Annotated in this window: 20 protein-coding genes; 5 read left to right on the top strand and 15 right to left on the bottom strand. The window is 73.9% G+C overall.

All coding sequences use genetic code 11. The features are described from left to right. The first annotated feature begins 13 nt into the window (after positions 1–13). On the top strand, positions 14–1,477 hold the full coding sequence (locus ACIQG9_RS20980; RefSeq protein ID WP_400404810.1) for an SDR family oxidoreductase: 1,464 nt from the start codon (positions 14–16) through the stop codon (positions 1,475–1,477). Positions 1,478–1,573: 96 nt separating this feature from the next. Here the strand turns inward: ACIQG9_RS20980 and ACIQG9_RS20975 are convergent, their stop codons facing one another. The 4 genes from ACIQG9_RS20975 to prmC all read right to left on the bottom strand — a co-directional run bounded on the left by ACIQG9_RS20975 (position 1,574) and on the right by prmC (position 5,981). Beyond that, the gene (locus ACIQG9_RS20975; protein ID WP_400404806.1) at positions 1,574–3,691 is read right to left on the bottom strand and encodes a transglycosylase domain-containing protein; all 2,118 of its coding nucleotides are present in this window, start codon (positions 3,689–3,691) and stop codon (positions 1,574–1,576) included. 146 nt (positions 3,692–3,837) lie between these two features. Next, the gene (locus tag ACIQG9_RS20970; protein WP_400404803.1) at positions 3,838–4,449 is read right to left on the bottom strand and encodes a phosphotyrosine protein phosphatase; all 612 of its coding nucleotides are present in this window, start codon (positions 4,447–4,449) and stop codon (positions 3,838–3,840) included. After that, a complete protein-coding gene (locus ACIQG9_RS20965) occupies positions 4,450–5,094 on the bottom strand; it encodes an L-threonylcarbamoyladenylate synthase (RefSeq protein ID WP_400405186.1) in 645 nt (214 codons plus the stop codon). After that, on the bottom strand, positions 5,094–5,981 hold the full coding sequence (prmC, locus tag ACIQG9_RS20960; RefSeq protein WP_400404800.1) for a peptide chain release factor N(5)-glutamine methyltransferase: 888 nt from the start codon (positions 5,979–5,981) through the stop codon (positions 5,094–5,096). The genes ACIQG9_RS20965 and prmC overlap by 1 nt, the downstream gene beginning before the upstream one ends. A 135-nt stretch (positions 5,982–6,116) precedes the next feature. Between prmC and ACIQG9_RS20955 the strand changes: the two genes are divergently transcribed. Beyond that, entirely contained in the window at positions 6,117–7,661 is a 1,545-nt protein-coding gene (locus ACIQG9_RS20955; protein WP_400404797.1) for a diguanylate cyclase domain-containing protein, read from the top strand. 86 nt (positions 7,662–7,747) lie between these two features. Here the strand turns inward: ACIQG9_RS20955 and prfA are convergent, their stop codons facing one another. The 4 genes from prfA to thrB form a co-directional block, all read right to left on the bottom strand. After that, positions 7,748–8,836, bottom strand: coding sequence for a peptide chain release factor 1 (gene prfA / locus ACIQG9_RS20950; RefSeq protein WP_400404794.1), 1,089 nt, complete (start codon positions 8,834–8,836; stop codon positions 7,748–7,750). 106 nt (positions 8,837–8,942) lie between these two features. After that, a complete protein-coding gene (gene rpmE / locus ACIQG9_RS20945; RefSeq protein ID WP_400404791.1) occupies positions 8,943–9,167 on the bottom strand; it encodes a 50S ribosomal protein L31 in 225 nt (74 codons plus the stop codon). A 620-nt stretch (positions 9,168–9,787) separates the two neighbouring features. After that, entirely contained in the window at positions 9,788–11,968 is a 2,181-nt protein-coding gene (gene rho, locus ACIQG9_RS20940) for a transcription termination factor Rho (protein WP_400404788.1), read from the bottom strand. A gap of 296 nt (positions 11,969–12,264) precedes the next feature. Then, a complete protein-coding gene (thrB, locus tag ACIQG9_RS20935; RefSeq protein WP_400404785.1) occupies positions 12,265–13,209 on the bottom strand; it encodes a homoserine kinase in 945 nt (314 codons plus the stop codon). Positions 13,210–13,316: 107 nt separating this feature from the next. Between thrB and ACIQG9_RS20930 the strand changes: the two genes are divergently transcribed. Then, positions 13,317–13,802 (top strand): hypothetical protein, encoded by a 486-nt coding sequence (locus ACIQG9_RS20930; protein ID WP_400404782.1) that lies wholly within the window; start codon positions 13,317–13,319, stop codon positions 13,800–13,802. A 7-nt stretch (positions 13,803–13,809) separates the two neighbouring features. Here the strand turns inward: ACIQG9_RS20930 and ACIQG9_RS20925 are convergent, their stop codons facing one another. The 7 genes from ACIQG9_RS20925 to argS all read right to left on the bottom strand — a co-directional run bounded on the left by ACIQG9_RS20925 (position 13,810) and on the right by argS (position 25,161). Then, a complete protein-coding gene (locus ACIQG9_RS20925; protein WP_400404780.1) occupies positions 13,810–15,054 on the bottom strand; it encodes an MFS transporter in 1,245 nt (414 codons plus the stop codon). Between the two features lie 11 nt (positions 15,055–15,065). Continuing rightward, positions 15,066–15,878, bottom strand: coding sequence for a polysaccharide deacetylase family protein (locus ACIQG9_RS20920; RefSeq protein ID WP_400404777.1), 813 nt, complete (start codon positions 15,876–15,878; stop codon positions 15,066–15,068). 189 nt (positions 15,879–16,067) lie between these two features. Then, positions 16,068–19,343, bottom strand: a complete 3,276-nt coding sequence (locus ACIQG9_RS20915) for an efflux RND transporter permease subunit (protein WP_400404775.1) — start codon at positions 19,341–19,343, stop codon at positions 16,068–16,070. Positions 19,344–19,575: 232 nt separating this feature from the next. After that, the gene (gene thrC, locus ACIQG9_RS20910; protein ID WP_400404772.1) at positions 19,576–20,625 is read right to left on the bottom strand and encodes a threonine synthase; all 1,050 of its coding nucleotides are present in this window, start codon (positions 20,623–20,625) and stop codon (positions 19,576–19,578) included. Between the two features lie 117 nt (positions 20,626–20,742). Then, positions 20,743–22,056, bottom strand: coding sequence for a homoserine dehydrogenase (locus ACIQG9_RS20905; RefSeq protein ID WP_400405183.1), 1,314 nt, complete (start codon positions 22,054–22,056; stop codon positions 20,743–20,745). 8 nt (positions 22,057–22,064) lie between these two features. After that, positions 22,065–23,450, bottom strand: coding sequence for a diaminopimelate decarboxylase (gene lysA / locus ACIQG9_RS20900; protein WP_400404770.1), 1,386 nt, complete (start codon positions 23,448–23,450; stop codon positions 22,065–22,067). Between the two features lie 46 nt (positions 23,451–23,496). Next, positions 23,497–25,161, bottom strand: a complete 1,665-nt coding sequence (gene argS / locus ACIQG9_RS20895) for an arginine--tRNA ligase (RefSeq protein ID WP_400404767.1) — start codon at positions 25,159–25,161, stop codon at positions 23,497–23,499. Between the two features lie 98 nt (positions 25,162–25,259). Here argS and ACIQG9_RS20890 point away from each other — a divergent pair, with 98 nt between their 5' ends. Then, on the top strand, positions 25,260–26,075 hold the full coding sequence (locus ACIQG9_RS20890; RefSeq protein ID WP_400404764.1) for a DUF3105 domain-containing protein: 816 nt from the start codon (positions 25,260–25,262) through the stop codon (positions 26,073–26,075). Positions 26,076–26,085: 10 nt separating this feature from the next. After that, the gene (locus ACIQG9_RS20885; RefSeq protein WP_400404762.1) at positions 26,086–26,754 is read left to right on the top strand and encodes a DUF305 domain-containing protein; all 669 of its coding nucleotides are present in this window, start codon (positions 26,086–26,088) and stop codon (positions 26,752–26,754) included. Positions 26,755–26,938 lie beyond the last annotated feature (184 nt).

Here is a 26,938-nt window from a genome sequence, read left to right as displayed (position 1 = left end):
CACACTGGTGACCGTGAGATGCCTCGTCACCGGAGCCACCGGCTACCTCGGCGGACGCCTCGCGCCCCGGCTGCTGGCGGCGGGGCACGAGGTGCGCTGCCTGGCCCGCCGGGCCGGCCGGCTGCGCGACGTGCCGTGGGCGGCCCGGGTCGAGGTGGCCGAGGGCGACCTGCGGAAACCGGAGACGTTGCCGGCCGCGTTCGACGGCGTCGACGTCGCGTACTACCTGGTGCACTCGCTCGGGCAGGCCGACTTCGAGGCGGCCGACCGGGAGGCGGCGACCAACTTCGTCACGGCCGCCGCCGCGGCCGGCGTACGCCGGATCGTCTACCTGGGCGGGCCGGAGCCCCGGGAGGGCGGCGAGGTCCCGTCGCCGCACCTGCGGTCCCGGGCCGAGGTCGCCCGGATCCTGCTGGCCGGCGAGGTCCCGACGGTCGTGCTGCGGGCCGCCATCGTCATCGGCTCCGGCTCGGCGTCGTTCGAGATGCTGCGCTACCTCACCGAACGGCTGCCGGCGATGGTCACCCCCCGCTGGGTACGCAACCGGATCCAGCCGATCGCCGTCCGGGACGTGCTGCGCTACCTGGTCGGCTGCGCCACCCTGCCGCCCGAGGTGGACCGGGCCTTCGACATCGGCGGCCCGGACGTGCTCACCTTCCGGGAGATGATGCAGCGCTACGCGGGGGTCGCGGGGTTACGCCGCCGGGTGATCGTGCCGGTGCGACCGCTGACCCCGGCGCTGTCCGCGCACTGGGTCGGGTTGATCACCCCGGTGCCGAACGCCATCGCCCGGCCGCTGGTGGAGAGCCTGGTCCACGAGGCGGTGGCGCACGAGCACGACATCGCCCGGTGGATCCCCGACCCGCCGGGCGGGCTGACCCGCTTCGACGACGCGGTCGCGCTGGCCCTGATCAGGGTGCGCGACGCCCAGGTGGAGACCCGCTGGTCCACCGCGAGCGGCCCGGACGCCCCGGCCGAGCCGCTGCCCAGCGACCCGGACTGGTCCGGCGGCACGGTCTACACCGACGTACGGGAGCGGACGGTCGACGCCCCGGCGGCCACCCTCTGGCGGGTCGTCGAGGGCGTCGGCGGCGAGCACGGCTGGTACTCGTTCCCGCTCGCCTGGTCGGTACGGGGCTGGCTGGACCGGCTGGTCGGCGGGGTGGGGCTGCGCCGGGGCCGGCGCGACCCGCACCGGCTCCAGGTCGGCGAGGCGCTGGACTTCTGGCGGGTCGAGGAGATCGTGCCCGGCACCCTGCTGCGGCTGCGTGCGGAGATGCGCCTGCCCGGCCGCGCCTGGCTGGAGATGCGCGCCGAGCCGGTCGACGGCGACCGCGCCCGCTACGTCCAGCGCGCCGTCTTCCTCCCCCGTGGCCTCTCCGGCCACCTCTACTGGGCCTCGGTGGCCCCGTTCCACGCCGTGGTCTTCGGTGGCATGGCCCGCAACATCGCCCACCACGCCGAACACCCCGGCTGACCGGCACCCACCCGGCATCGGGGGTGGGTGCCGCTGCCGGCTCCACCGGTCGCCGACCGGTTCGCGCGGCACCACCTGCGGAGGACCGGGCCGGGGTCAGTTGCCGTCGCGGGGGCCGGTCAGGCGGTAGGTGACGGCTTCGGAGGGTGGGACGAAGTCGCGGGCGGGGGTGTCGGCCAGGGCGGTGGCGAGGACCCGGCCGACGGCGTCGACCATCCGGGTCTGCACGGCCGCGCCGACGGCGTCGCGGGGGTCGTCCGGGTTGGCGGCGATCTGGGCGACGGCGAGCTGCGGGGTGAAGGCCACCACCGACTCGGTCTCGTTCTGTTCCGAGCTGCCGGTCTTGCCGGCCACCGGGCGGCCCAGCAGCGGGCGCAGCCGCTCGGCGGTGCCGCCGTCGCAGCGCCGGTACATCGACTGGTCGCCGACCGGGCAGCGGGCCGCGTCGGTGGCGGCCCGGGCCACGTCGGTGTCGACCACCTGCCGGCAGTCCGGCCGGCCGGCGGCCACCTCCCGCCCGGCGCTGTCGGTGATCGACCTGACCGGCAACGGCGCGCACCAGGTTCCCTCGGCGGCCACCGTGGCGTACGCGTTGGCCAGGTCGAGCGGGGTGGTGGAGGAGACCCCGAGGGTGAACGCCCCCCAGTTCTTGGCGCCGGAGCGGGCCAGTTCGGCATCGTCGGGGGCGCGGAACCGGATGCCCAGCCGCTCGGCCATCTCCACCACCCGGTCCGCCCCGACCTGCTCGGCCAGCCAGGCGAAGTAGGTGTTCACCGAGCGCCCGAAGGCGGTCCACATGGTGCGGTAGCCGTCCATCCAGTCGGGGGTGGCGTTCACCGGGCACCACCGGCCGCCGCAACTCGCCTCGCCGCTGTCGGCCGGGAACCGGGTCACGATCCGGCTCGGCGCGTCGAAGCGCGTCTCCAGCGGCAGCCCGGACTCCAGGGCGGCCAGCAGGGTGAAGAGCTTGAACGTCGAGCCGGCCTGGTACCCCTCGATGCCGTTGCCACCGGCGACGAGCTGGTTGACGGTGTTCGGGTAGTTCCGCTGCCCGGCCGGGTTGGCGGCCACGCTGTAGGTGCGGTTCACCGCCAGGGCGAGCACCCGGCCGGTGCCCGGCTGGACCACCGCCGTGGGTGCCGCCCGGGGGTCGTCGACGGTGTAGATGCCGGTCACCTGGCCCAGGGCGGCCCGCTGCACCGCCGGGTCCAGCGAGGAGACGATCCGGAAGCCGCCCCGGCGCAGGTTGTCCTGCCGTTCGGCGGCGGTGCCGCCGAAGGCGGGCTGGGCGCTCCACCACTGGGTGAACCAGTCGCAGAAGAAACCCCAGTCGTTCTGCGCCTCGGGCACCGCCGTGCAGTCGTTCGGCGTCGCGCTGGGCCGCAGGTCGAGCGGGGCGGCCTTGGCCGACGTCGCCTCGGCCGCCGGGACGTACCCCAGCTCCACCAGCCGGTCCAGCACGTAGCTACGCCGGGCCAGCGCCGCGTCGGCGTCACCGTTGATCGGGTCGTCGGTGTCTGGGGAGCGGACCAGCCCGGCCAGCAGCGTGGCCTGGGCCAGCGTCAGCCTCGCCGGCGTGGTGGAGAAGTAGCGCTTGGCCGCGGCGGCGATGCCGTACGCCCCGGCGCCGAAGTAGGCGATGTTGAGGTAACGGGTGAGGATCTCGTCCTTGTTCAGCTCCCGCTCCAGCGCCAGGGCGTACCGCATCTCCTGGAGCTTGCGGGCGGTGCTGATCTCGGTGGCCTTCTTCCGCTGCTCCTTGGTCAGCCGCGGGTCGTTGCTGAGCACGTTGCGGACGTACTGCATGGTCAGCGTGGACGCGCCCTGCCGGGTCCGCCCGTCGCGCTGGTTGACCGTGAAGGCCCGCACCACGCCCCGCAGGTCGACGCCCCGGTGCTGGTAGAAGCGGGCGTCCTCGGCGGCCACGATGGCCTGGCGCATCGTCGGCGCCACCTTGGCCAGCGGCACGTCCACCCGGTCCTCGGTGTAGAACGAGGTGATCAGGGTGACGCCGTCGGCGGCGTAGAGGTTGGACCGCTGCGCGGTGGGCGGCGTGCGCAGGGTGTTGGGCAGCTCGGCGTAGGACGACGTGATCCCGCCGAAGCCGAGGCCGAACACCAGGGCGAGTGGCAGGGCCGCCGCCGCCAGCACCAGGCCGGCGAGTACGCCGGCGAGCAACACGGTGAACGCCTTGTGGAGGTGGGCCCGGATCATCAGTACTCCCCGCAGGAGTCGTCAGGACCCGTCCAGCATGACCCGCGAAAACACCGGAACTCTCACCTTTCCCCAAAGCCGGAGAAAGTTCGCGGAACGGACACGGCGCGCGGGACGGGACACGCCGCCCCGGTCACCCGGGAGGGTCAGGGCAGCAGCGCCGCGACGAGCGGGTGCACCGCCTCCTCGATCTCGTCGGCCACCCGGCTGAAGCACTGGTCACCCCGGCCCCACGGGTCGTCCAGGTCGTCGGAGTGCAGCGGGGAAGCGCCCTGCCGGGCCCCGTCTGCCGCCGCCACCAGGGCCACCCCCCGGGCGTACACCGCCTCCGGGGTGGCCTCGGCCGGCGGCAGGGCGGCGACGTCCACCGCGCCGAGCAGCCGGCCGAACTCGCCCAGCACGAAGGTGCGCGCCGCCGCGTCCGGGCGCAGCGCCACCACGTACTCCTGCTGGTCGGCGGTGGCGGTGAGGACGAGGTCGGCGGCGTCGATCAGGTCGGAGCGCAGCTTGCGCGCGGCGAAGCCGTCCACCTCACCGCCCCGGGTCAGCACCTGCCGGGCCGCCGGCGGGTTCATCTCCTCACCGGCGTGCCAGCCGCCGGTGCCGGCGCTGTGGCTGTGCAGCAGCCCGTCGGAGCCGCCCGGGTCGACCCCCAGCCGGCCCAGCCGCTCGTGGACGGCGAGCACCAGCAGCCGCTCGGCCATCGGGGACCGGCAGATGTTGCCCATGCAGACGTGCAGGACGGTGAAGGGCGGCACTCAGGCACCCCGCTCGTCGAGGATGTCCGGCGCCACGTCGCGGAGCTTGTCCAGGTCGATCGCGCCGAGCCGGAGCAGCCGGGGCACCCCACCGGTCAGGTCGACGATGGTGCTCGGCACCGGGTCGGGGCACGGGCCGGCCTCCAGGTAGGCCCGGACCGAGTAGGCCAACTGGTCGCGGGCCTCCTCGGCGGTCAGCGCGGCCGGCTGGCCGACCTTGTTGGCCGACGCCACCGCCATCGGGCCGGTCTCCCGCAGCACCTCCAGCGCCACCGGGTGCAACGGCATCCGCACCGCCACCGTGCCGCTCTCGTCACCCAGGTCCCAGGCCAGGCTCGGCGAGTGCTCGACCACGATGGTCAACGCACCGGGCCAGAACGCCTCGACCAGGTCCCGGGCCGACTTCGGCAACGAGAAGACCAGGCCGTCGAGGGTGTGCCGGGAGCCGATCAGCACCGGCGGCGCCTGCCGGCTGCCACCCTTGGCGTCGGCGAGGGCCTTGACCGCGTACGGGGTGAACGCGTCGGCGCCGATCCCGTAGACGGTGTCGGTCGGCAGGACGACCAGCTCGCCGTTCTTGACCGCCTCGATGGCAGCGGCGATGCCGCGGTCCCGGTCGGCGGGCGACCGACAGTCGTAGAGCATCACGAGGAGCCAGTCTGCCACGCCTCGGCCCGGACGGCGTGCGGGCCGTCCGCCCGGCGGGACGCGGTGGCGAAACGGGACCGGCCGGCCAGGTCCCGGTGCTCCTCGACGGAGGCGTACCGGCCGTCGGCGGTGAGCAGCGCCGACACCACCGCGCCGTGCGTGTCGTCGTGCTCGACGCCCAGGCCACCGCCGGGGCGCAGCAACTCGGCCGCCCGGCCGAGCACCGGCCGGATCACGTCCAGCCCGTCCGCCCCGCCGAAGACCGCCTCGTCCGGGTCGTGGCCGGCCACCTCCGGCGGTACGGCCACCGCCCGGGGCACGTACGGCGGATTGCACAGCAGCACGTCGACCGCGCCGACCAGGCCGGCGAGCAACTCCGGGTCGGTGACGTCGGCGGCGACCACCTCCACCGGCCGGTCCCCGGCGGCGGCCCGCTCGGCGGCGTTGCGCCGCAGCCACTCCAGTGCGGCGGGCGACCGCTCCACCGCCACCACCCGGGCGGCCGGCAGCTCCTGGGCCACGGCCAGCGCGATCGCCCCCGAACCGCTGCACAGGTCGACCACCACCGGGGCCGGCCGGGCCCGCGCCCGGGCGATCCCCCACCCCGCCAGCAGCTCCGTCTCCGGTCGGGGCACGAAGACCCCCGGCCCGACCGCCAGCTCCAGATGCCGGAACCCGGCCCGGCCGGTCAGGTGCTGCAACGGCTCGCGGTCGACCCGGCGGGCCACCAGCGCCTCGTACCGGTCCCGCTGGCCGGGCGTGAAGCCGTCCGCCAGCGCCAGCCGGCCCCGGGGCACGTCCAGCACGTACGCGGCGAGTTGTTCCGCCTCGGCCCGGGCGGATGCCACCCCGGCGGCGGCGAGGGCACGGGCGGCGCGGGCCACGACGAGCGAGGGTCGCTCACCTTCTGTCCCTTCGGACGGGTGGCGTGGGAGGGAGGTCACGACATAATCATGATGCGTCGGGGGTCGCACCACGAGCGGGTGCGTCCGGACGCACACCGACAGGAGGTTCGCCAGGTGGGGTGGCTCGACCGGGTCGATGACCAGGTTGACGCCCTGGCGCATGCCCGCGCGTTGCAGGAGGCGAGCCGGTCGGCCGAGGCGGTGGGCGTCCTCGACCGGGTGCTGCGCACCACCGCCGACCCGTACACGACCGCCGACGCGCGGGTGCAGCGGCTCTGCGCGCTGATCAATCTCGGTCGGACGGCCGAGTTCACCCGGGCCATCGAGGACGCCTCCGGCGCCGTCCGCGACCTGCCCGAGCCGTACCTGCACGGGCACCTCAACGCGCTGGCCGCGCTCGCCGCGCACCACCAGGGCGCGCTGGACCGCTGCGTCACCCACCTGGTCCGGGCGGCCCGGGCGCTCGGCGCGGCGGAGGACCGGGACCGGGACACCGCCTGGGGCTGGCACGACCTGGCGATGGCCTACTCCTACCTCAGCTTCCACGGCTACGCGCTGGGCGCGATCGAGCGGGCCCGCCAGCACGGCGCCAGCGCCGGCATCCCGGAGGAGACCTTCGCCGCGCCCGGCATCCGGCTGCGCAACGCCGTCGCCCTGGACCACAACGGCGACAGCGACGGCTGCCTGCGGGTGCTCCGCGACATCGCGGCCGACCTGGAACGCTTCGTCCGGGACGGCCGGGCCGAGCGGATCCGCCCGAGCAGCCTCGCCGCGTACGGCTACGCGGCGGCCCGCCGGGCGGCGCTGGGTGACCCGGCGCCGGCCGGGACGGACCTCGCCCGGCTGCTCGACCACGGCGGGGACAGCGCCCGGGCCCGGGACATGCGCCAACTCGGCCAGGTCTGCCTGGCGATCGCCGGTGGACGCCCGATCGAGGCGATCACCCGGCTGGACTCGGCGCGGGTCTCCGCCGAGACCCTCGGCGCGGCCGAGCCGTCCCGGCTGCGCAGCATCGCCTTCGCCCGGGCCGGCGACCACGCCGCCGCGCACCGGGCCGACCGGATGGCGTTCCGCCTCGCGGCACAGCGCAACGACCGGCTGCGGGACGTCTACATCGACGGCATCGCGGCCCGGATCGACCACGAGGAGATGCGCCGGGAGGCCGCCCGCTACGAGGGCGAGGCGCTGACCGACCCGCTCACCGGGCTGCCCAACCGGCGCCGGCTGGAGCGGTACATCGCCTCCGTGGTGTCCCGGGGCGAGCGGGTGGTGATCGGCGTCTGTGACCTCGACGGCTTCAAGGCGGTCAACACCCACCACGGGCACCACTCCGGTGACCTGGTGCTGCAACGCATCGCCGGGGTGATCAACCGGGTGATGCGGCGCGGCGACTTCGTGGCCCGCTACGGCGGCGACGAGTTCGTGGTGGTGCTCTCCGGGGCCGGGATGACCGAGGCGACCGAGGTGGCCCGGCGGATCGACGCGGCGATCCGCACCGAGGACTGGGAGTCGCTGGTGCCGGGCACCCCGGTCGGGGTGAGCATCGGCTTCGCCGAGGTCACCGGCGCGGGCGGCTCGTTGCGCGACGCGCTCGGCACCGCGTTCGAGATCGCCGACCGGGAGATGTTGCAGGCCAAGACCCGCCCCCGGGCCTCCTGACCAGCACCCGGTCGCCACCCACCGCACCCGCCGGTCCAGGCCGCCCGGCCCAGGTCGCGGCGCTGGCCGACCCGGGCGGGCCCGGGTCAGCGGCGGGTCAGCTCGGTGTCGCCGGCCAGCCGGGCGGCCCGGTCGGCCTCGGCGAGGGCGTCCAGCACGCCGTCCAGCTCACCGGCGAGGGCCAGGTCGAGGTTGTACGCCGTGTAGCCGATCCGGTGGTCGGTGATCCGGTTCTGCGGGAAGTTGTAGGTGCGGATCCGCTCCGAGCGGTCCACCGTGCGCACCTGCGCCTTGCGGGCGTCCGAGGCGGCGGCGTCGGCCTGCTCCTGCGCCACCGCCAGCAGCCGGGCCCGCAGGATGCGCATCGCCTGCTCGCGGTTCTGCAACTGCGACTTCTCGTTCTGGCAGGAGACCACCACACCGGTGGGCAGGTGGGTGATCCGCACCGCCGAGTCGGTGGTGTTCACCGACTGGCCGCCCGGCCCGGACGAGCGGAACACGTCGATCCGCAGGTCGTTCGGGTCGATCGTGACGTCGACGTCCTCCGCCTCGGGCAGCACCAGGACGCCGGCCGCGCTGGTGTGGATGCGGCCCTGCGACTCGGTGACCGGGACCCGCTGCACCCGGTGCACGCCGCCCTCCCACTTGAGCCGGGACCAGACGCCGTTGCCGCCGTCCGGCACGCCCTTGGTCTTGATCGCCAGCGAGACGTCCTTGACCCCGCCGAGGTCGGAGTCCTGCGCGTCGATCACCTCGGTGAGCCAGCCGTGCCGCTCCGCGTACCGGGTGTACATCCGCAGCAGGTCACCGGCGAACAGCGCGGACTCCTCGCCACCCTCGCCGGCCTTGATCTCGATGATCACGTCCTTGGCGTCGTGCGGGTCGCGCGGGATCAGCAGTTCGGCCAGCCGCTCCTCCAGCGCCGGCAGGCCCGCCGCGATCGACTCCGCCTCGTCGGCGAACGCCGGGTCCTCGGCCGCCAGTTCCCGGGCCGCGGTCAGGTCGGCGCGGGCCTGCTCCAGCTCGCCGGCCGCCTTGTGCAGCGGGACCAGCTCGGCGTAGCGGCGGCCCACCCGCCGGGCGGTGTTCTGGTCGGCGTGGATGGCCGGGTCGGCCAGCCGCTTCTCCAGCCCGGCGTACTCGTCGAGGAGGGCGGCCAGGCGCTCGCTGCTCATGCGGGGGTGCTCCTTCGACGACGTCCAGGCGGGTGGCGGAAAAGTGGGCGGAACGGACGAACGCCCGTGCCCGGCACAGGGCCGGACACGGGCGTCGTCGGTGGAGCTACTTGGCCTTCTTCGCCTGAACCTTGGCGTACTTCTGCTGGAACTTGGCGACCCGGCCGGCGGTGTCGAGGACGCGCTGCTTGCCGGTGTAGAACGGGTGGCAGGCGCTGCAGGTCTCGACGCTGATCGCGCCGCCCTTGGCGGTGCTGCGGGTCGTGAAGGAGTTGCCGCAGGAGCACTTGACCTCGGTGGTCACGTACTGCGGGTGGATGTTGGGCTTCATGTCGCCTCGGTCCTTTCGTCAGGTGGTCGCCGGGTCGCCGCTGATCTCCCCGTCGCCCGGTGCGCGACGGACTCGGGCGTGAACCGGAACCGGTGGCCGATTGACCAGTGTGCCATGGGCGTGAGCCGACCCGACGGGCGGGCCGCACGATCGGTCCGGCGGTGGTAACGCCCGCCGCATCGGCAGCATTCCCGCCGCCCGCGACCAGCATTCCCCGGGCGGCGCCACACCCGGTTCGTACCCGGATGTCCGCTACCGGAACGTCGCCGGTCCCGACTCTCCTCCGGGCCACCGACGGCCGTCCGGACGTGCCGCTGCCGGCCGGCGGGCCGACCCCCGGCCGGGCGGGCTCCTCCCCAGAGCCAGGAGCCCGCCCGGCGGCGGCCGGTCAGGCGGCGGGCGCCTCCCCAGGTTCCTCCGCCGCCGTCGGATGATCCCGGCCCGGACGCCGCTGGCCGGCGCGACCGGGTCCGGATGGGCGACAGTCAACCCGTCACCGGACAGAATTTTCAAGACCTGGCGCCTTAACCGAAGGAAAATTCCGCCCCGGACACCCCGGGTACGACGAGGGGCACGGCCGGTGCGGCCGTGCCCCTCGTCGTGGTGTCAACCGGGTGCGGTCACTCCCCCGGCGTCGACTTGGCGATCTGCATCAGGAACTCGATGTTGGTGCGGGACTGCTTGAGCCGGTCGAGCAGCAGGTCCAGCGCCGCCTGCGAGTCCAGCGAGTGCAGCACCTTGCGGAGCTTGTGGATGATGGCCAACTCCTCCGGCGCGAGCAGGATCTCCTCCTTACGCGTACCGGACGAGCTGACGTCCACCGCCGGGAAGGTGCGCTTGTCGGCGATCTTCCGGTCCAGCTTCAGCTCCGCGTTACCGGTGCCCTTGAACTCCTCGAAGATGACCGTGTCCGCCATGGACCCGGTCTCCACCAGCGCGGTGGCGAGGATGGTCAGCGAGCCGCCGTTCTCGATGTTGCGGGCCGCACCCAGGAACCGCTTCGGCGGGTAGAGCGCGGTGGAGTCGATACCACCCGACATGATCCGGCCGGAGGCCGGCGCCGCCAGGTTGTACGACCGGCCGAGCCGGGTCACCGAGTCGAGCAGCACGACCACGTCGTGCCCCAGCTCGACCAGGCGCTTGGCCCGCTCGATCGCCAACTCCGCCACCGTGGTGTGGTCCTGCGGCGGACGGTCGAACGTGGCCGCGATGACCTCGCCCTTCACCGAACGCTGCATGTCGGTGACCTCTTCGGGCCGCTCGTCCACCAGCACCACCATCAGGTGGCACTCCGGGTTGTTGTGCGTGATCGCGTTCGCGATCGCCTGGAGCACCATCGTCTTACCGGCCTTCGGCGGCGACACGATCAACGCCCGCTGCCCCTTGCCGAGCGGCATGACCAGGTCGATCACCCGGGTGGTCAGGATGTGCGGCTCGGTCTCCAGCCGCAGCCGCTCCTGCGGGTACAGCGGGGTCAGCTTGTAGAACTCGGGACGACGCTTCGCCTCGTCCGGCTCCATGCCGTTGATGGTGTCCAGCCGGACCAGCGGGTTGTACTTGTCCCGCCGCTGGTCGCCGCTGCTGCTGTCCCGGGCAGCCCGCACGGCACCGGTGATCGCGTCACCCCGGCGCAGGCCGTACTTCTTGATCTGCGACATCGAGACGTACACGTCGTTCGGGCCGGCCAGGTAGCCGGTGGTCCGGACGAAGGCGTAGTTGTCGAGCACGTCGATGATGCCGGCCACCGGGACCAGCACGTCGTCCTCGCCGACCTGCGGCTCACGGCCACCGCCGTTGTCGCCGTTGCCCTCGACCCGGTCGCCCCGGCCGCGTCGGCGGTCCCGGAACCGGCTGCGCCGGCCACGCCGACCGCCGCCCTCGCCATCGTCGTCCGGGTCGTTGTCGCGCTGGGCCCGGTCGCCGCCACGGTCGTTGTTGCGGTCACCGCGATCGTTGCGGTCGCCCCGGTCGTTGCGGTCGCCCCGGTCACTGCCGACCCGCTCGCCGCGCTCGGCCCGCTCACTGCCGGCCCGCTCACCGCGCTCGGCCCGGTCACTGCCGGCCCGCTCACCGCGCTCGGCGCGGTCACTGCCGGCCCGCTCACCGCGCTCGGCCCGCTCGCCGCCGGCCCGCTCACCGCGCTCGGCGCGGTCACCACGGTCGCCGCGCTCGGCTCGCTCGCCGCCGGCCCGCTCGCCACGCTCGGTTCGCTCGCCACGCTCGCCACGCTCGGTTCGCTCGCCGCCGGCCCGCTCGGCCCGCTCGCCACGGTCGCGGCCACCACGGCCCTCGGCCCGCTCGGGACGCTCGCCGGCCTCGGCCGGTGCCTCCTCGGTCCGCGTCTCGACGGTCCGCGCCTCGGTCGGCCGGCTCTCGGCGGCCCGCTCCTCGGCTGGCCGGCTCTCGGCTGCGGCGGCCCGGCTGCGCCGGGTCCGGGGCCGACCCTCGGTCTCACCGGTGGCGGCCGGGGCGGTGGACGCCGGCTCCGCGGTCCGCTCCGGGGCCACCTCGGCGCGGACCTCCTCACGGGCGGGGGCAGCCGCAGCCGCCACCTCGGCCCGCGGTCGAGGGGTGCCGGTGGCGCCGCCGCCCTGCTGCCGCTCGGAGATCGCGCTGATCAGCTCGCCCTTGCGCATGCGTGCCGTACCGGAGATGCCGAGCGACGCGGCCAGGCTCTGCAGCTCCGGCAGCAGCATCGCCGACAGGCCGGTGCCGCTACGCCGACGGCGGGCGGGGGCGGCGGTGGTGGCATCGCCAGCGACGTTGGAAACATCCGACGTCACGTCGGTGGTGTCGCTCAATGGATTCCTTCCCTCGATAGGCCGGGACTGCCCGGAGTCGACAAGCAAGGTGGCCGGGCGGCCTCGGTGCACCCGCCTCGCATGACGCGTCGCGGGAGTCTGTAGCACAGCAGCCAGTCGGTTTCCCGACTCACCAGAATCGGTGAGCAGGTCTCGCCGTCTGTGGCGACCTGTGGAAACTGCGGTGCGGCGTGGGCCTTTGGCAGGGGTGACGGGCTGACCGCCGAGAGCTTCGGGGGTGCGCCGACCCGCAGGGAGATCGCATGCTTCGCGGCTGTGCTGAGTCTAGAGCGTAATCAACTCTTCCGACCTGCGGCAACAGGGTCCCGCTCGGCGTGTCCCAGTCTACCCCGCGCGACCGTCGCGCCGCGCACCTCTACCGGCAACCGCCAGACTTCCCATTCTGTTCCCGGTTCGAACCCGCCGGGCGGCTCGGTGAACGCCAGCGCGGTCGGCCCCGCCCCACTGACCACGGCCGCCACACCGGCCGCACGCAACGCTCTGACCAGGGCCGCCGTCTCCGGCATGCCCGAGGCGCGGTAGTCCTGGTGCAGCCGGTCGACGGTGGCCGGCAGCAACAGCGCGGGCTCGGCCGTCAGCGCGTGCACCAGCAACGCCGACCGGCCCGCGTTCGATGCCGCGTCGGCGTGCGGCACGGTGGCCGGCAGCGCCGCCCGCGCAGTCGCCGTCAACCCCCGCCCGGCCGGGACGAAGACCGTGGGACGGACGCCCCCGGCGACCGGCAGCGAGACCGCCCGGGCACCGGTGGACTCCGTCCAGGCGACGGTGAAGCCGCCGAGCAGGCAGGGGGCGACATTGTCCGGATGGCCCTCGATCTCGGCGGCCAGCCGCAGCACGGCGGCGTCGTCGAGCCGTTCCGTGCCGTCGGTGACCAGCGCCCGGGCCAGCAGCACCCCGGCGACGATGGCGGCCGAGGAGGAGCCCAGCCCCCGGGCCTGCGGGATCCGGTTGACGCACTCCAGCGCCAGCCCCGGCGGCTGCCCGCCGAGCACGTCGAAGGCGGTCCGCATCGCGGCGGCCACCAGGTGCCGGTCGTCCGCCGGCAGTTCGCCGGCGCCCTCGCCGGCCACCGCCACCCGTACGCCGGCCGGGGTCACCTCGGCCGCCACGTCGTCGTGCAGGCCGAGGGCGAGCCCGAGGGCGTCAAAACCGGGGCCCAGGTTGGCGCTGGTCGCGGGCACCCTCACCCGCACCGGCCCGGAGGCGAAAGTCGTCGGCACCGGCTCATGCTAGGGCCCCGGGGTGACGTCGCGCCTGCTCGCCCGGACGGTGGGACCGGCCCACCTCGGTTAGCCTGACGCCGATCCAGCGGCAGTCGGGAGGCGACATGGGCATGTTCGGGTACCGGTTCATGCAGTTGGTGGGGGTCCTGCCCACCCTGCTCCTGCTGCTGGTCGCGCTGGTTCTCGCCGGCACGGCGCGACGGCGACTGCCCGGCCGGGCCCGACCGTTGCTCCTCGCCGGGGCCACCGTCCTGCTACTGATGGAACTGGTCAGCGTGGTCTGGTTGCTGGCCCTGCCGGACCTGGTCCGCTCCCGGGTGGGCTCCGGCGGCCTGCGCCAGTTCGAGCTGCTGAATCTCACGGTCAGCGCGGTCCAGTGGATCGGCTACCCGATCGGCCTGGGCATGATCGTCGCCGCCGTGTTCGCCGGCCGGGCCGCACCGCCCGCGCCCGTCGGCGGGTGGGGCGGCTGGCCGCCTCCGGCCACCGATCCGGGCACCGCCCCGGCGGCAGCCGACCCGACCGCCACGCCGTGGGGCGGGTCTGACCGCCCACCGGTCGCCCCGCAGCAGGTCACCCGCCCGGACTGACGACGCCTCAGCGGGCCGGCTCCGTTGCGGGCCGGCCGGCCGGGTCGACGAGCGAGAGCCGCCGGGTGGCGATCCGCCAGCCGACCGCGTACCCGAGGGTGACCAGGGCGCAGCCGGCCAGCACCACCCGCTCGTCCACCACGTCCACGACGGCGGCCACCACGAGCTGGCTGACCGAGATGGCCAGGGTCGCCAGCATCATGTCGGTGGCGAACACCCGGCCGCGCAGCCGGTCCGGCACCTCGCCCTGGAGGGCGAAGTTGGACAGCACCCAGTTGCTGCCGCCGCCGAAGTGGGCGGCGAACACCAGCACCAGCACCAGCGGGAACCAGGTCGCCACCGACGCACCGAGGTAGGCCAGGCCGTACAGGGACATCGACAGGGCCAGGCCGGGCAGCAGCCAGGCCCGGTTGGTCAGCACCCGACTCATCAGGATCGGCCCGACCAACGCCCCGGCGCCGCGCGCCGCGAAGAGCAGGCCGGTGCCGACCGGCCCGACGCCGTACACGGCGGCCAGCAGCGGGAAGACGGTCAGCACGCCGTTGCCCAGCCCGACCGCGGACTTCACCGTGACCAGGGCCAGCACCCGGGGCCGGTGCCCGATGTGGCCCAGCGCCTCGCGGATCGCCGCCCAGGTGCGCGGCGTCGGCTGGTCCGCCTCCCGGGGGGCCTGCAACGGCCGGCGGATCAGCGCGGCCAGGCCGGCGGCCAGGGTCAGGCCGACCACCGCCACCCAGAAGCAGGCGTACGGCCCGACCGCCGCGCTGAGCACGCCACCGAGGGACGCGCCGACCACGGTCATCGTGCCCCAGGCCGAGCCGGCGACGGCGTTGCCCGCCGCCAGGTCGGCGGGGTCGAGCACGTTGGGCAGGGCGGCCTGTGCGGCCGGCGAGTAGAACGCCTTGCCGACCGCCATCGCGGTGATCGCGACCATGGCCAGCCAGGCCGTGCCGGCGTCCCGGACGCCGAGCAGCAGCAGCACGCCGAGCAGGGTCGCGCCGTTCGCCACCATCATGGTCTTGCGGCGGTCGAACCGGTCGGCGATGGTGCCGGTGTACGGCAGCAGCAACGCCACCACCCCGGTGTCCAGCGCGAGCACCAACGCGCCCCACACGCCGCTGCCGGTCAACTGCGGCAGCAGCACCAGCAGCGGCACCATGACGAACCAGTCGGCGCCGAACACCACCAGCTCGGCCAGGAAGAGGTTGCGGAAGTCCCGGTTGCGGGCGAGGACCGAGAACGTGGAGGACACGTGCCCGAACCCTACCCCCCGGTCGCCCGGCCGAGCAGTTGGGAGACGGTGACGAAGGTGTAGCCCCGGTCCCGCAGCCCGTTGATCATCGCGCCCAGCCCCCGCAGCGCCACCTGGCGGTTCTCCGACCCGCCGTCGTGGGCCAGCAGGATGGTGCCCGGCACGACGTCGGCCACGATCCGCCGGGCGTGCCCGGCCGGGTCGTCCGGGTACCCACCCTCCACCATCTGCAGGGACCAGAGCACGACGCGGTAGTCGAGGCGTACGGCGGCGTGCAGCACCCCGCCGCCGACGTGGCCGTACGGGGGCCGGGCCAGCCGGGGCGGCACCCCGGCGACCTCCGCGATCGCCTCGTGGGACCGGCGAAGGTCGTCGTGCACCTCGGCGGCGGCCAGCCGCGCCAGGTCCCGGTGCCGCCAACTGTGGTTGCCCACCTCGTGCCGGGCCAACCGACCCCGGATCAGCTCGCCGTGCCGGCGGACCCGCTGACCGACCAGGAAGAAGGTGGCCGAGACCCCGTACCGGTCCAGGGTGTCCAGTACCGTCGGCGTCCACCGTGGCAGCGGCCCGTCGTCGAAGGTGAGCGCGACCAGCCGGTCGGTGGTCGGTACGTGCCAGACCACCTGGAGTCCGCCGGCACCCACCTCCTGCCGCCGGTTGCCGACGGTGGCGCTGGCCGGGCCGCCGGACACCGGGAGGTGCCGGTCGGCGAGCCAGGCCCCCTGCGACATCCCGGCGGCGCCCAGCGCGGCGCCCCCGGCCAGCAGCGCCCCGCCGCCCAGCACCCGCCGCCGGCTCCAGCGCCCGCCGCCCGCGTCGACCATCCCACCCCCGTCCGTGTCATCACCCTCGGTGGGTGAGCGACAACCGACGGTGGGTGACCACAGGGTGACCGTACCGGGCCGGCAGTCCGGTGTCCCGGGGCCGACACGACGCGCCCCCGGCCGGTGACACCGGGGCCGGGGGCGGTCGGAGGCTCGGCGGTCGGGCGGTGCCGCGCCGGGCCGGCGGAACTACTCGCTCGGCGGCAGCGGCGACTGCCGGCTCTTCGGCAGCCGCAGCACCTCGAACTGGTCGGTGCCGTCCACCAGGGCGGCCGAGGGCCTGGGCCGGGCCGGCGGCACGGCCGCCGTACCGGGGGCACCCGCCGGGGCCGGGACCGGGTCGGCCTCGGGCCGCTCGACGGCGGCCTCCCCGGCCGGGTCCGCGCTGCCGGACGTCGGCCCGCGACGACGGGCCCGCCGCCCGCCCAGCGACTCCTTGGTCCGCTCCACCATCGTGTAGAGGGTCGGCACCAGGACCAGGGTGAGCAGCGTGGAGCTGAGCAGGCCGCCGATCACCACCACCGCGAGCGGCTGGGAGATGAAGCCGCCCTCGCCGGTGAGGCCGAGGGCCATCGGCAGCAGCGCGAAGATGGTGGCCACCGCGGTCATCAGGATCGGCCGCAGCCGACGCCGGCCGCCCTCGACCACCGCCTCGGTGACCCCCATCCCCTGGGCCCGGTACTGGTTGACCAGGTCGAGCAGCACGATCGCGTTGGTCACCACGATGCCGACCAGCATCAGCACGCCGATCAGCGCCGGCACGCCCAGCGGGGTGCCGGTCGCCAGCAGCAGGCCGATCGCGCCGGTCGCCGCGAACGGGATCGAGATCAGCAGGATCAGCGCCTGGGTGATGCTCCGGAACGTCGCCACCATGATCAGGAAGACGATCGCGATCGCGGCCAGCACGGCCAGGCCCAGGTCACCGAAGGCGTCCTGCTGCTGGGCGCTGGCGCCACCGACGGTGATCGTCGCCCCCGGCAGGTCGATGCCGTCCAGCCGCTTCGTCAACTTCTGCGTCGTCGCGCCGAGATTCGAGCCGGTGGCCGTGCCGGTCACCGACACGCTGCGCTCGCCGTCGATCCGGGTCACCTGCTGCGGCCCGTCGCCCTGGGTGACCTCGGCGATGGCGTCCAGCTTCACCGGGCCGACCGGCAGCGCCCGTAGCTGCTCCACGGTCAGCGGCGGGTCGACCGTGCTCCGCAGCACCACGTCCTGCTGGCCGCCGTCCAGCGTCACCCGGCCCAGCGGGCTGCCCCGGTACGCCTGGGCGACCAACTGCCCGACCGCCGCCTCGCTCAGCCCCACCCGGGCCGCCGCCAGCCGGTCGACGGTGACGTCGACCCGGGGCACCCGGTCGGCCAGGCTGGTGGCGACGTCCTCGACGCCGGGGGTGCCGGCCATCGCGGACCGGACCTCCTCGGCGGCCCGGTTCAGGGTCTCCTGGTCGGCGGCCTGGACGACGACCTCCAACTGGTTGCCCGAGGCGCCGCCCTGCCCGGCGTCGAAGCTCAGCTCGCCGGCGTCCGGACCGAGCTTGTCGAACTCGGCGCGCAACACCCGCTTCATCTCCTTGGCGTCGGTGTCGCCACCGAGCGCCACCGACCAGCGGGCGGTGTTGTTGCCCCCGCCGCCCTCCCACGGCCGGTCGCTGCCGCCCGCGGTCACCTGGTACGTCTCGACCCCGTCGGTACGCCCCAGCACCTCCTCGACCCGGCGGGCCGCCTGGTCGGTGGCGGCCAGCCCCGACCCGGCCGGCAGCTTCTGGCTGATGCTCAGGGTGTCCTGGCCGGAGTCGTCCAGGAAGTTGGTCTCCAGCTTCTGGGCCAGCCCGAAGGTGCCGAACAGCACCAGGATCCCCACCGCCACGGTGATCCAGCGGGTCCGGCGGGTCCGGGTGGCGAACCCGATGGCCGGCAGGTACGCCCGCTGCAACGGGCTGCGCAGCTCCTTCTCCTCGGCGGCCCGCCGGACGGCGTCGTCCACCCCGTCGCGCGGCGGCTTGAGGAACCAGTACGCCAGCACCGGGATCACGGTCAGCGACACCAGCAGCGAGGCGAGCAGGGCCACCGTGACGGTGATCGCGAACGGCGCGAAGAGCTGCCCGACGAAGCCGCCCACCAGCGCGATCGGCGCGAACACCGCGACCGTGGTGAGGGTCGACGCGGTGACCGCCCCAGCCACCTCACGGACCGCGACGACGATCGCGTCCCGCTTGGGTTCGCCGTACTCCAGATGGCGTTTGATGTTCTCCAACACCACGATCGAGTCGTCGACCACCCGGCCGACCGCGATGGTGAGCGCGCCCAGGGTGAGCAGGTTGAGCGAGTAGTCGCCGATCCAGAGCGCGAGCAGGGCCACCACCACCGACAGTGGGATGGAGACCGCGGTGACCAGGGTGGAGCGCACCGAGAGCAGGAAGACCAGGATCACCACGACCGCCATCAGCAGGCCGAGCAGGCCCTCGGTGGTCAGGCTCTCGATCGACTTCTCGACGAACGGGGCCTGGTCGAAGACGATGGTCAGCTCGGCGCCGGAGGCGGAGCGCAGGTCGTCCAGCCGGTCCCGGATGTCGTGCGAGATCCGCACCGCGTTGCCGTCCGGGGACGCGGTGACCTGGACGCCGATGCTCTCCTTGCCGTTGGTGCGGGTGAGCGCGCTGGCCGGGGCGAGCTGCTGCTCGACGGTCGCCACGTCACCGAGGCGGACCGGAGCGGTCTTCGGCGCGGTCGAGGTGAGCACGATGCCGCGCAACTCGTCCAGGGTGGTGACCGGGGCGCCCACCTGCACCGGCAGCGCGCGGGTGCCGTCGACAACCGCACCGGCCGGGACGGCGACCCCGTTGGTCTTCAGCGCGGTGGCGATGGCGGTCGGCGCCAGCTTCGCGGCGGCGAACTTCGCCGGGTTCGGAATGATCGTCACGACCTGGTCGCGGGTGCCGGTCACCGAGACCGAGCGGACGCCGTCGATCCCCTCCAACTCGGGCACGACGGTGGCGCGCAGCTTGTCGGCGAGCGCCTGCTCGTCACCGCCTCCGGTGGCGGCCAGCACCACGGCCGGCAGGTCGTCGGTGCTGCCGGTGATGACCTGCGGGTCGACCTCGGCCGGCAGTTGCGCGTCGATCCGGCTGAGCGCGGTCTGCATCTTGTTGGCCACGTCGTCGACGTCGGTGCCGAACGCGAACTGCACCGAGACGGTCGCCGACCCCTCCCGCGACGTGGAGACGACCTTCTCCAGGCCGGAGATGCTCTGCAGGCTGTTCTCGATCGGCTCGGTGACCTGCGACTCGACGATCTCCGGCGAGGCACCGGGGTAGACCGCGACGACGAACGCGCCCGGGAACTCCAGCGACGGCAGGAGCTGCTGCTTGAGCGAGGGCACGGCGAACGCCCCGAACGCCGCGGTCACCACCGCGATCAGGGCGACGAGGCCCCGGTTGGCGAGACTGGATCTGGCGAGCAGCGACATCGGCGTGGCTCACTCCTGGGAGAGGGATACGGGGGCAGTCAAAGTCTGCCCGACCCGATCTCCCCCACCCCCTCGGGGTCGCCACCCGCTCCCCGGCCGCCCTCCCCACCTGTCGATCGTGGGATTACCGGCGGGGAGAGCGCGTGACCGGTGCCGCCGATCTCGTGATCAGCGGGAGCCGGCGGGACGAGCGCCGGGCGGCAGGGGTGGGTCGGGCGGGGTGGGGGGTGGATCAGGCCAGGTCCAGCGAGCGGGCGGCGGCGAGGGCGTCGTTGGCGATGGTGAGCGGGGCGGGGGCGGTGGAGATCGCCCACTCCGGGTCCTTCAGGCCGTGCCCGGTGACCGTGCAGACGACCGTGGAACCGGCCGGGACGAGACCCGCCGCGGCCTGCTGGAGCAGGCCGGCCACGCTGGCCGCGCTGCCCAGCTCGACGAAGACCCCCACCTCCCGGGCGAGCAGCCGGTACGCCGCCAGGATCTCCCGGTCGGTGACCGCCGCGATCAGGCCGTGCGAGGCGTCCCGGGCGTCGAGGGCCTTGGTCCAGCTCGCCGGGTTGCCGATCCGGATGGCGGTGGCGATGGTGGACGGCTCGGGCACCACCTGGCCGGTGACGATGGGAGCCGCCCCGGCGGCCTGGAAGCCGTACATCTTCGGGGCCTTGGTGGCGTTGCCGTGGTGCAGGTCCTCCGAGTAGCCCAGCCAGTACGCCGAGATGTTGCCGGCGTTGCCGACCGGCAGGCAGTGGATGTCGGGGGCGTCGCCGAGCGCCTCGACGATCTCGAAGGCGGCCGTCTTCTGGCCGTGCAGCCGGTCCGGGTTGACCGAGTTGACCAGCGCCACCGGGTAGTCCTGGGCGAGCTTGGCGGCGAGCGCCAGACAGTCGTCGAAGTTGCCCTGCACCTGGAGCAGCTTCGCGCCGTGGACCAACGCCTGGGCCAGCTTGCCCAGCGCGATCTTGCCCTGCGGCACCAGCACCGCGCAGGTGATCCCGGCCCGGGCCGCGTACGCCGCGGCGGAGGCGCTGGTGTTGCCGGTGGAGGCGCAGATGATCGCCTTGTCGCCGGCCTCGACGGCCTTGGAGACGGCGAGCGTCATGCCCCGGTCCTTGAACGAGCCGGTCGGGTTGGCGCCCTCGACCTTCAGGTGGACGTCACAGCCGAGCCGGGCGGAGAGCACCGGCGCGGGCAGCAGCGGGGTGTTCCCCTCGTGCAGGGTGACGACGGGAGTGGCGTCGGTGACCGGCAGCCGGTCCCGGTACGTCTCGATCAGACCCCGCCACATCTCGCTCTCCTCGCCTCTACCGCCACCCCGGTCGCGCCGGGGCCCCCTCCAGCCTGGACCACCCTCGCGGGCCGGCCCACCCCGCACCCGCACCTAACCACCAGGCGAGACGCCGGGTTACGCCCCGCCCTCGACCCGTAGCACGCTGGCCACCGACCGGACGATGTCCAGCCCGCGCAGCTCCCGCACCGTCGCGGCGAGCGCGGCGTCGGGCGCGACGTGGGTGACGATGACCAGGTCGGCGTCCTCACCCCGGCCGGCCGGCCCGCCACCCGCCGGCCCCTGGCGGACGGTGGCGATCGAGACGTCGTGCCGGGCGAACACCCCGGCCACCGCCTGGAGCACACCCGGCCGGTCGGCCACGTCGAGGCTGATGTGGTAGCGGGTCAGCGCCTCCCCCATCGGCCGGACCAGCAGGTCGGCGTAGGCGGACTCGCTGGCCGCGTGCGCGCCGGCGAGCCGGTTGCGGGCCACCGCCACCACGTCGCCGAGGACGGCGCTGGCGGTGGGCGCGCCACCGGCGCCCCGGCCGTAGAACATCAGTTGCCCGGCCGCCTCGGCCTCGACGAAGACCGCGTTGAACGCGTCGCCGACGCTGGCGAGGGGGTGGCCCAGCGGGATCATCGCCGGGTGCACCCGGACGCCGACCGTCTCCCGGCCGGCCGGGTCGGTGCCCCGGGCGGCGATGCACAGCAGCTTGATGGTGCAGCCCATCGCCTTGGCGCTGGCCATGTCGGCGGCGGTCACCTCGGTGATGCCCTCGCGGTGCACGTCGGCGGCGGTGACCCGGGTGTGGAACGCCAGCGAGGCGAGGATGGCGGCCTTCGCGGCGGCGTCGAAGCCCTCCACGTCGGCGGTCGGGTCGGCCTCGGCGTAGCCCAGCTCGGTGGCCTCCTCCAGGGCTTCGGCGAAGCCGGCGCCGGTGGCGTCCATGGCGGAGAGGATGAAGTTGGTGGTGCCGTTGACGATGCCGGTGACCCGGTTGATCCGGTCCCCGTGCAACGACTCGCGCAGCGGACGCAGCAGCGGGATCGCCCCGGCGACGCTGGCCTCGAAGTAGAGGTCGGCACCGCCCTCGGCGGCGGCGTCGTGCAGCGCCGCGCCGTCCTCGGCGAGCAGCGCCTTGTTGGCGGTGACCACGCTCTTGCCGGCCCGCAGCGCCTCCACCAGCCAGCTCCGGGCCGGCTCGATGCCGCCGACCACCTCGACGACGACGTCCACGTCGTCGCGTTTGATCAGGCCGAGCGGGTCGGTGGTGAACACCGCCGGGTCGACGGGGAGGTCGCCCCGGTCCCGGCCGACCCGGCGTACGGCGATGCCGGCGATCTCCAGCGGAGCGCCGATCCGGGCGGCGAGGTCGGTCGACTGCTCGTGCAGCAGCCGGACCACCTCACTACCGACCGTGCCGCAGCCGAGCAGCGCCAAGCGCACAGGTGACGTCATCCCACATCCAAAGCGAGCAGGTCTTCTTCGGTCTCCCGGCGGACGATCAGCCGGGCCCGGCCGTTTCGCACCGCGACCACCGGGGGCCGGGGCACGTGGTTGTAGTTGCTGGCCATGCTCCGGCAGTACGCACCCGTGCCGGGGACCGCGACAAGATCTCCGGGCTGCACGTCGGCGGGCAGGAATTCATCCTTCACCACGATGTCCCCGGACTCACAGTGCTTTCCCACCACGCGGGCGAGCAGCGGCTCCGCCGTCGAGGCCCGGTTGGCCAACGTCGCCGAGTACGACGCGTCGTAGAGGGCGGTGCGGATGTTGTCGCTCATCCCGCCGTCCACGCTCACGTACGTCCGGATCCCGTCGACGTCCTTGACGGTGCCCACCTCGTAGAGGGTGAAGACGGCGGGCCCGACGACGGCCCGGCCCGGCTCGATCGACAGGTGCGGCACGAGCAGGTTCTCCGCCGCGCACTCCGAGTCGACGATCTTGCGGAGCCGCTTGGCCAGCTCCGCCGGGGTGGCCGGGTCGTCCTGGGTGGTGTACGCGATGCCGAAGCCGCCGCCCAGGTCCAGCTCGGGCAGCTCCACCCCCCGGGCGTCGCGGATCTGCGCCTGGAGGGCGAGCACCCGGCGGGCGGACACCTCGAAGCCGCTGGCGTCGAAGATCTGCGAGCCGATGTGCGAGTGCAGGCCGCGCAGGTCCAGCACGCCCTCGTCAATGACCTTGACGGCCGCCGCGGCGGCGGCCCCGCCGGTGAGCGAGAAGCCGAACTTCTGGTCCTCGTGGGCGGTGGCGATGAACTCGTGGGTGTGCGCCTCCACGCCGACGGTGACCCGGATCAGCACCCCGGGCCGGACCCCGCGCTCGCGGGCCAGCGCGGTGAGCCGGTCGATCTCGGTGAACGAGTCGAGGATGATCCGCCCCACCCCGGCGTCCAGCGCCCGGGTCAGCTCGGCGGTCGACTTGTTGTTGCCGTGGAAGCCGATCCGCTCCGCCGGCATCCCGGCCGACAGCGCGGTGGCCAGCTCACCGCCGGTGCAGACGTCCAGGTGCAGCCCCTCCTCGGCGATCATGCGGACCACCGCCCGGCAGAGGAACGCCTTGCCGGCGTAGTAGACGTCCACGTCGGGGAAGGCGGCCCGGAAGTCCCGGGCGCGGGAGCGCAGGTCGTCCTCGTCGAGGACGTACGCCGGGGTGCCGTACTCGGCCACCAGGTCGCGGACGTCGAGGCCGGCGACGGTCAGCGCGCCGTCCGCGGCGCGCGCCACCTGGCGCGGCCACAACTGCGGCACCAGGGCGTTGACGTCCACCGGGGTACGCAGCCAGGCCGGCCCCCGGTGGCCGATGTCGCCGTGCAGGGCACCGGCTTCGTGGGCACGCATCAGCGCGGTCCTCCGTCCGGCCGGTGGGTGGGTTCGCGCACCGTGCTCACATCCGCTCCGGCGCGGAGACGCCGAGCAGGCGCAGCCCGTTGGCGATCACCGTACGGGTGGCGTCGTTCAGCCAGAGCCGGGCCCGGTGCAGGTCGGTGACCTCCTCGTCGCCGCGCGGCAGGATCCGGCAGTTGTCGTAGAACCGGTGGTACGCCCCGGCCAGGTCCTCCAGGTAGCGGGCGACCCGGTGCGGTTCGCGCAGCTCGGCGGCGGCGGCGACCACGGCGGGGAACTCGGCGAGCGCCTTGAGCAGTTCGTTCTCCTTCTCGTGGTCGAGCAGCTCCGGCCGGAAGGCGTCCGCGTCACCCCGGTCCAGGCCGACCTCGGCGGCGTTGCGGCCGACGCTGGCCGTCCGGGCGGCCACGTACTGCACGTAGTAGACCGGGTTGTCGCGGGTGGCCCGGGTCCACAGCTCGACGTCGATGTCGATCGGCGAGTCGCTGGAGTAGCGGGCCAACGCGTACCGGGAGGCGTCCACCCCGATCGCGTCGACCAGGTCCTCCAGGGTGACCACCGTGCCGGCCCGCTTGCTCATCCGCACCGGGGCGCCGTCGCGGACCAGGTTGACCAGTTGGCCGATGAGGATCTCCAGGTTGACGGCCGGGTCGTCGCCGAAGCAGGCGGACATCGCCTTCATCCGGCCGAGGTAGCCGTGGTGGTCGGCGCCCAGCATGATCACGACCCGCTCGAAGCCGCGCTCCCGCTTGTCCAGGTAGTAGGCGCAGTCGGCGGCGAAGTACGTCCACTCGCCGTTGGACTTGCGCAGCACCCGGTCCTTGTCGTCGCCGAAGTCGGTGGTGCGCAGCCAGGTGGCCCCGTCGGCCTCGAACAGGTGCCCCTGCTCCCGCAGCCGGTTCAACGCCAGGTCCAGCTCGCCCCGGTCGTGCAGGTCCTTCTCGTTGAAGTAGGTGTCGAACTCCACCCCGAAGCTGCGCAGCGAGGACCTGATCTCGGCGAACATCAGCGCCACGCCCTCGACCCGGAACACCTCCTGGGCAGCGGCGTCGGCCAGGTCGAGCACGTCCGGCCGGATCGCGCGGACCTGCCCGGCGATCTCGGCGATGTACGCCCCGCCGTAGCCGTCCTCGGGGGCCGGCTCGCCCTTCGCGGCGGCCAGCAACGACCGGGCGAACCGGTCGATCTGCGAGCCGGCGTCGTTGAAGTAGTACTCGGTGCCGACGTCCGCGCCGGTGGCCCGCAGCAGCCGGCTGAGCGCGTCGCCGACGGCGGCCCAGCGGACCCCGCCGATGTGCACCGGGCCGGTCGGGTTCGCCGAGACGAACTCCAGGTTGATCTTCAGGCCGGCGAGCCGCTCGCTGCGGCCGTACTCCGTGCCGGACTCGACGATCGCCCGGGCGAGCTGGCCGGCGGCGGCCGCGTCCAGCCGGATGTTGAGGAAGCCCGGACCGGCGATCTCCACCGACTTGACCCCGGCGGCCCGGCCGAGCTGCTCGGCCAGCGCGGCGGCCAGCTCCCGGGGCGGGACGCCCACCTTCTTGCTGAGCTGGAGCGCCAGCGTCGAGGCGTAGTCGCCGTGGTCGGGGTGGCGCGGTCGCTCCACCGTCGTGCGCTCCGGAAGCGCGGCGGGGTCGAACCCGCGCTCGGTGAAGACGGCGTGGGCTGCGGAGAGGACGACCTCGGCGAGTTCTGCGGGAGTCACCGAACCATGTTATCGGGGGTAGACTCGGGCACTCGGCGGCGACCCTGAGCGTCACCCGGCCCGCCAGATCCCCTGACCGACCGACCTGACGAGGCACGATGAGCATCAGCACCCCGGGCGGCCCTGAGCGCCGTCCGACCGTGGTCAGCACCGGCAAGAAGCCGGCGGCGGGCCGGCCCGCGTCCGGCGCCAAGGCCGGGGCCGACAAGTCGGCGGGCAGCACGCCCCGCCAGACCTCGGGCGGCAAGGGCCCCCGCAAGCCGATCACGCCGGTGAAGGTGGGCCAGGGCCGGCCCTGGGGGCCGATCGCCCTCTTCGTCGCCGTGGGCGTGCTCGCCGCGTCGATCATCGGCTACGGCGCGTACGCGGCCTTCCAGGGCTCCAAGTCGTGGGAGAAGCGGGCCGCCGACATCGACGGCATCGTCAACTTCCGCGAGAAGGACAAGAAGCTCGTCCAGGGCGGCCAGCACCAGCAGGGCGCGATCAAGTACGACGTCCTCCCGCCGGTGGGTGGCCCGCACAACCCGGCCTGGCAGAACTGCATGGGCGACGTCTACGACGCCCCGATCGCCAACGAGCACGCGGTGCACAGCCTGGAGCACGGCACGGTCTGGGTCACCTACCGCACCGACCTGCCGGCCGACCAGGTCGCGAAGCTCAAGAGCAAGGTGCAGGGCGTGGAGAAGACCATGCTCAGCCCGTTCGACGGGCTGGACAAGGCGATCTCGCTCCAGGCCTGGGGCTACCAGCTCAAGGTCGACAACGCCGACGACAGCCGGATCGACGAGTTCATCAAGACGCTGCGGGTGAACGCCTCGGTCGAGGGCCCGACCGCCAACTGCGGCGAGGGCATCACGGCCACCGGCACCGCCCCGCGCGACAACGTCCCGCAGCAGCAGCAGCCGACCCAGTGAGGACGTGGCGATGACCGCCCCCGTGACCACCGACCTGCCGCCCGCCGAGCCGCCGGCCACCACCTCGGCTGACCGCCGGCCGGCGGGGCGGTACGGCGTGCTCGTGCTGGCCGCGGCCGTCGTGGTCGGGCTCCTCCTCGGGTACGCCGGCGGTCTGCTGACCCCGACGTTCACCCGTCCGGGGGACGGCTCGGCGGAGGCGGGCTTCGCCCGGGACATGACCACCCACCACGCCCAGGCGGTGGAGATGGGGCTGATCGCCTTCCGCCAGGGCACCGACCCCGAGGTGCGGCAGGTCGGCGGCGACATCGCCACCGGCCAGCAGGGCGAGATCGGCACCATGCAGACCTGGCTGCGGCTGTGGGGGCTGGACCCGACCGGCTCGCAGCCCCGGATGGCGTGGATGCCCGACGGCGCCGGCAAGGTCCAGGACGGCCTGATGCCGGGCATGGCGACGCCGGCGGAGATGGCGAAGCTGCGCACCGCCCAGGGCCGTGAGCTGGACGTGCTCTTCCTCCAGATGATGATCAAGCACCACCTGGGCGGGATCCACATGATCCAGGGGATCCTCGACGCCGGGCAGGACGACGACGTCCGCACGGTGGCGCAGACCATGAAGAACACCCAGCAGACGGACCTGACCAACCTCCAGAACGCCCTGAAGCGGCTGGGTGGCTGAGCGTCCCGTCGCCGCCCGAGAGGCCCGCGTCCCGCTCCGGCGGGCGCGGGCCTCCGTGGTTCGGCAGCCTCCGTGGATGCGCAGCATCGGCGGTCCGGCAGCACTCGCCGAGAATCGGCGCAGTTCACCGACTATGGGCCGTTCTGTCGGTTTCCGGGCGATGAGGACTTTTTCTACCCACATA

The sequence above is a fragment of the Micromonospora sp. NPDC092111 genome (assembly GCF_044755745.1).
Lineage (GTDB): Bacteria > Actinomycetota > Actinomycetes > Mycobacteriales > Micromonosporaceae > Micromonospora.
Note: the sequence above shows the minus strand (reverse complement) of the source record. Positions and strands in the feature narration are given on the sequence as shown.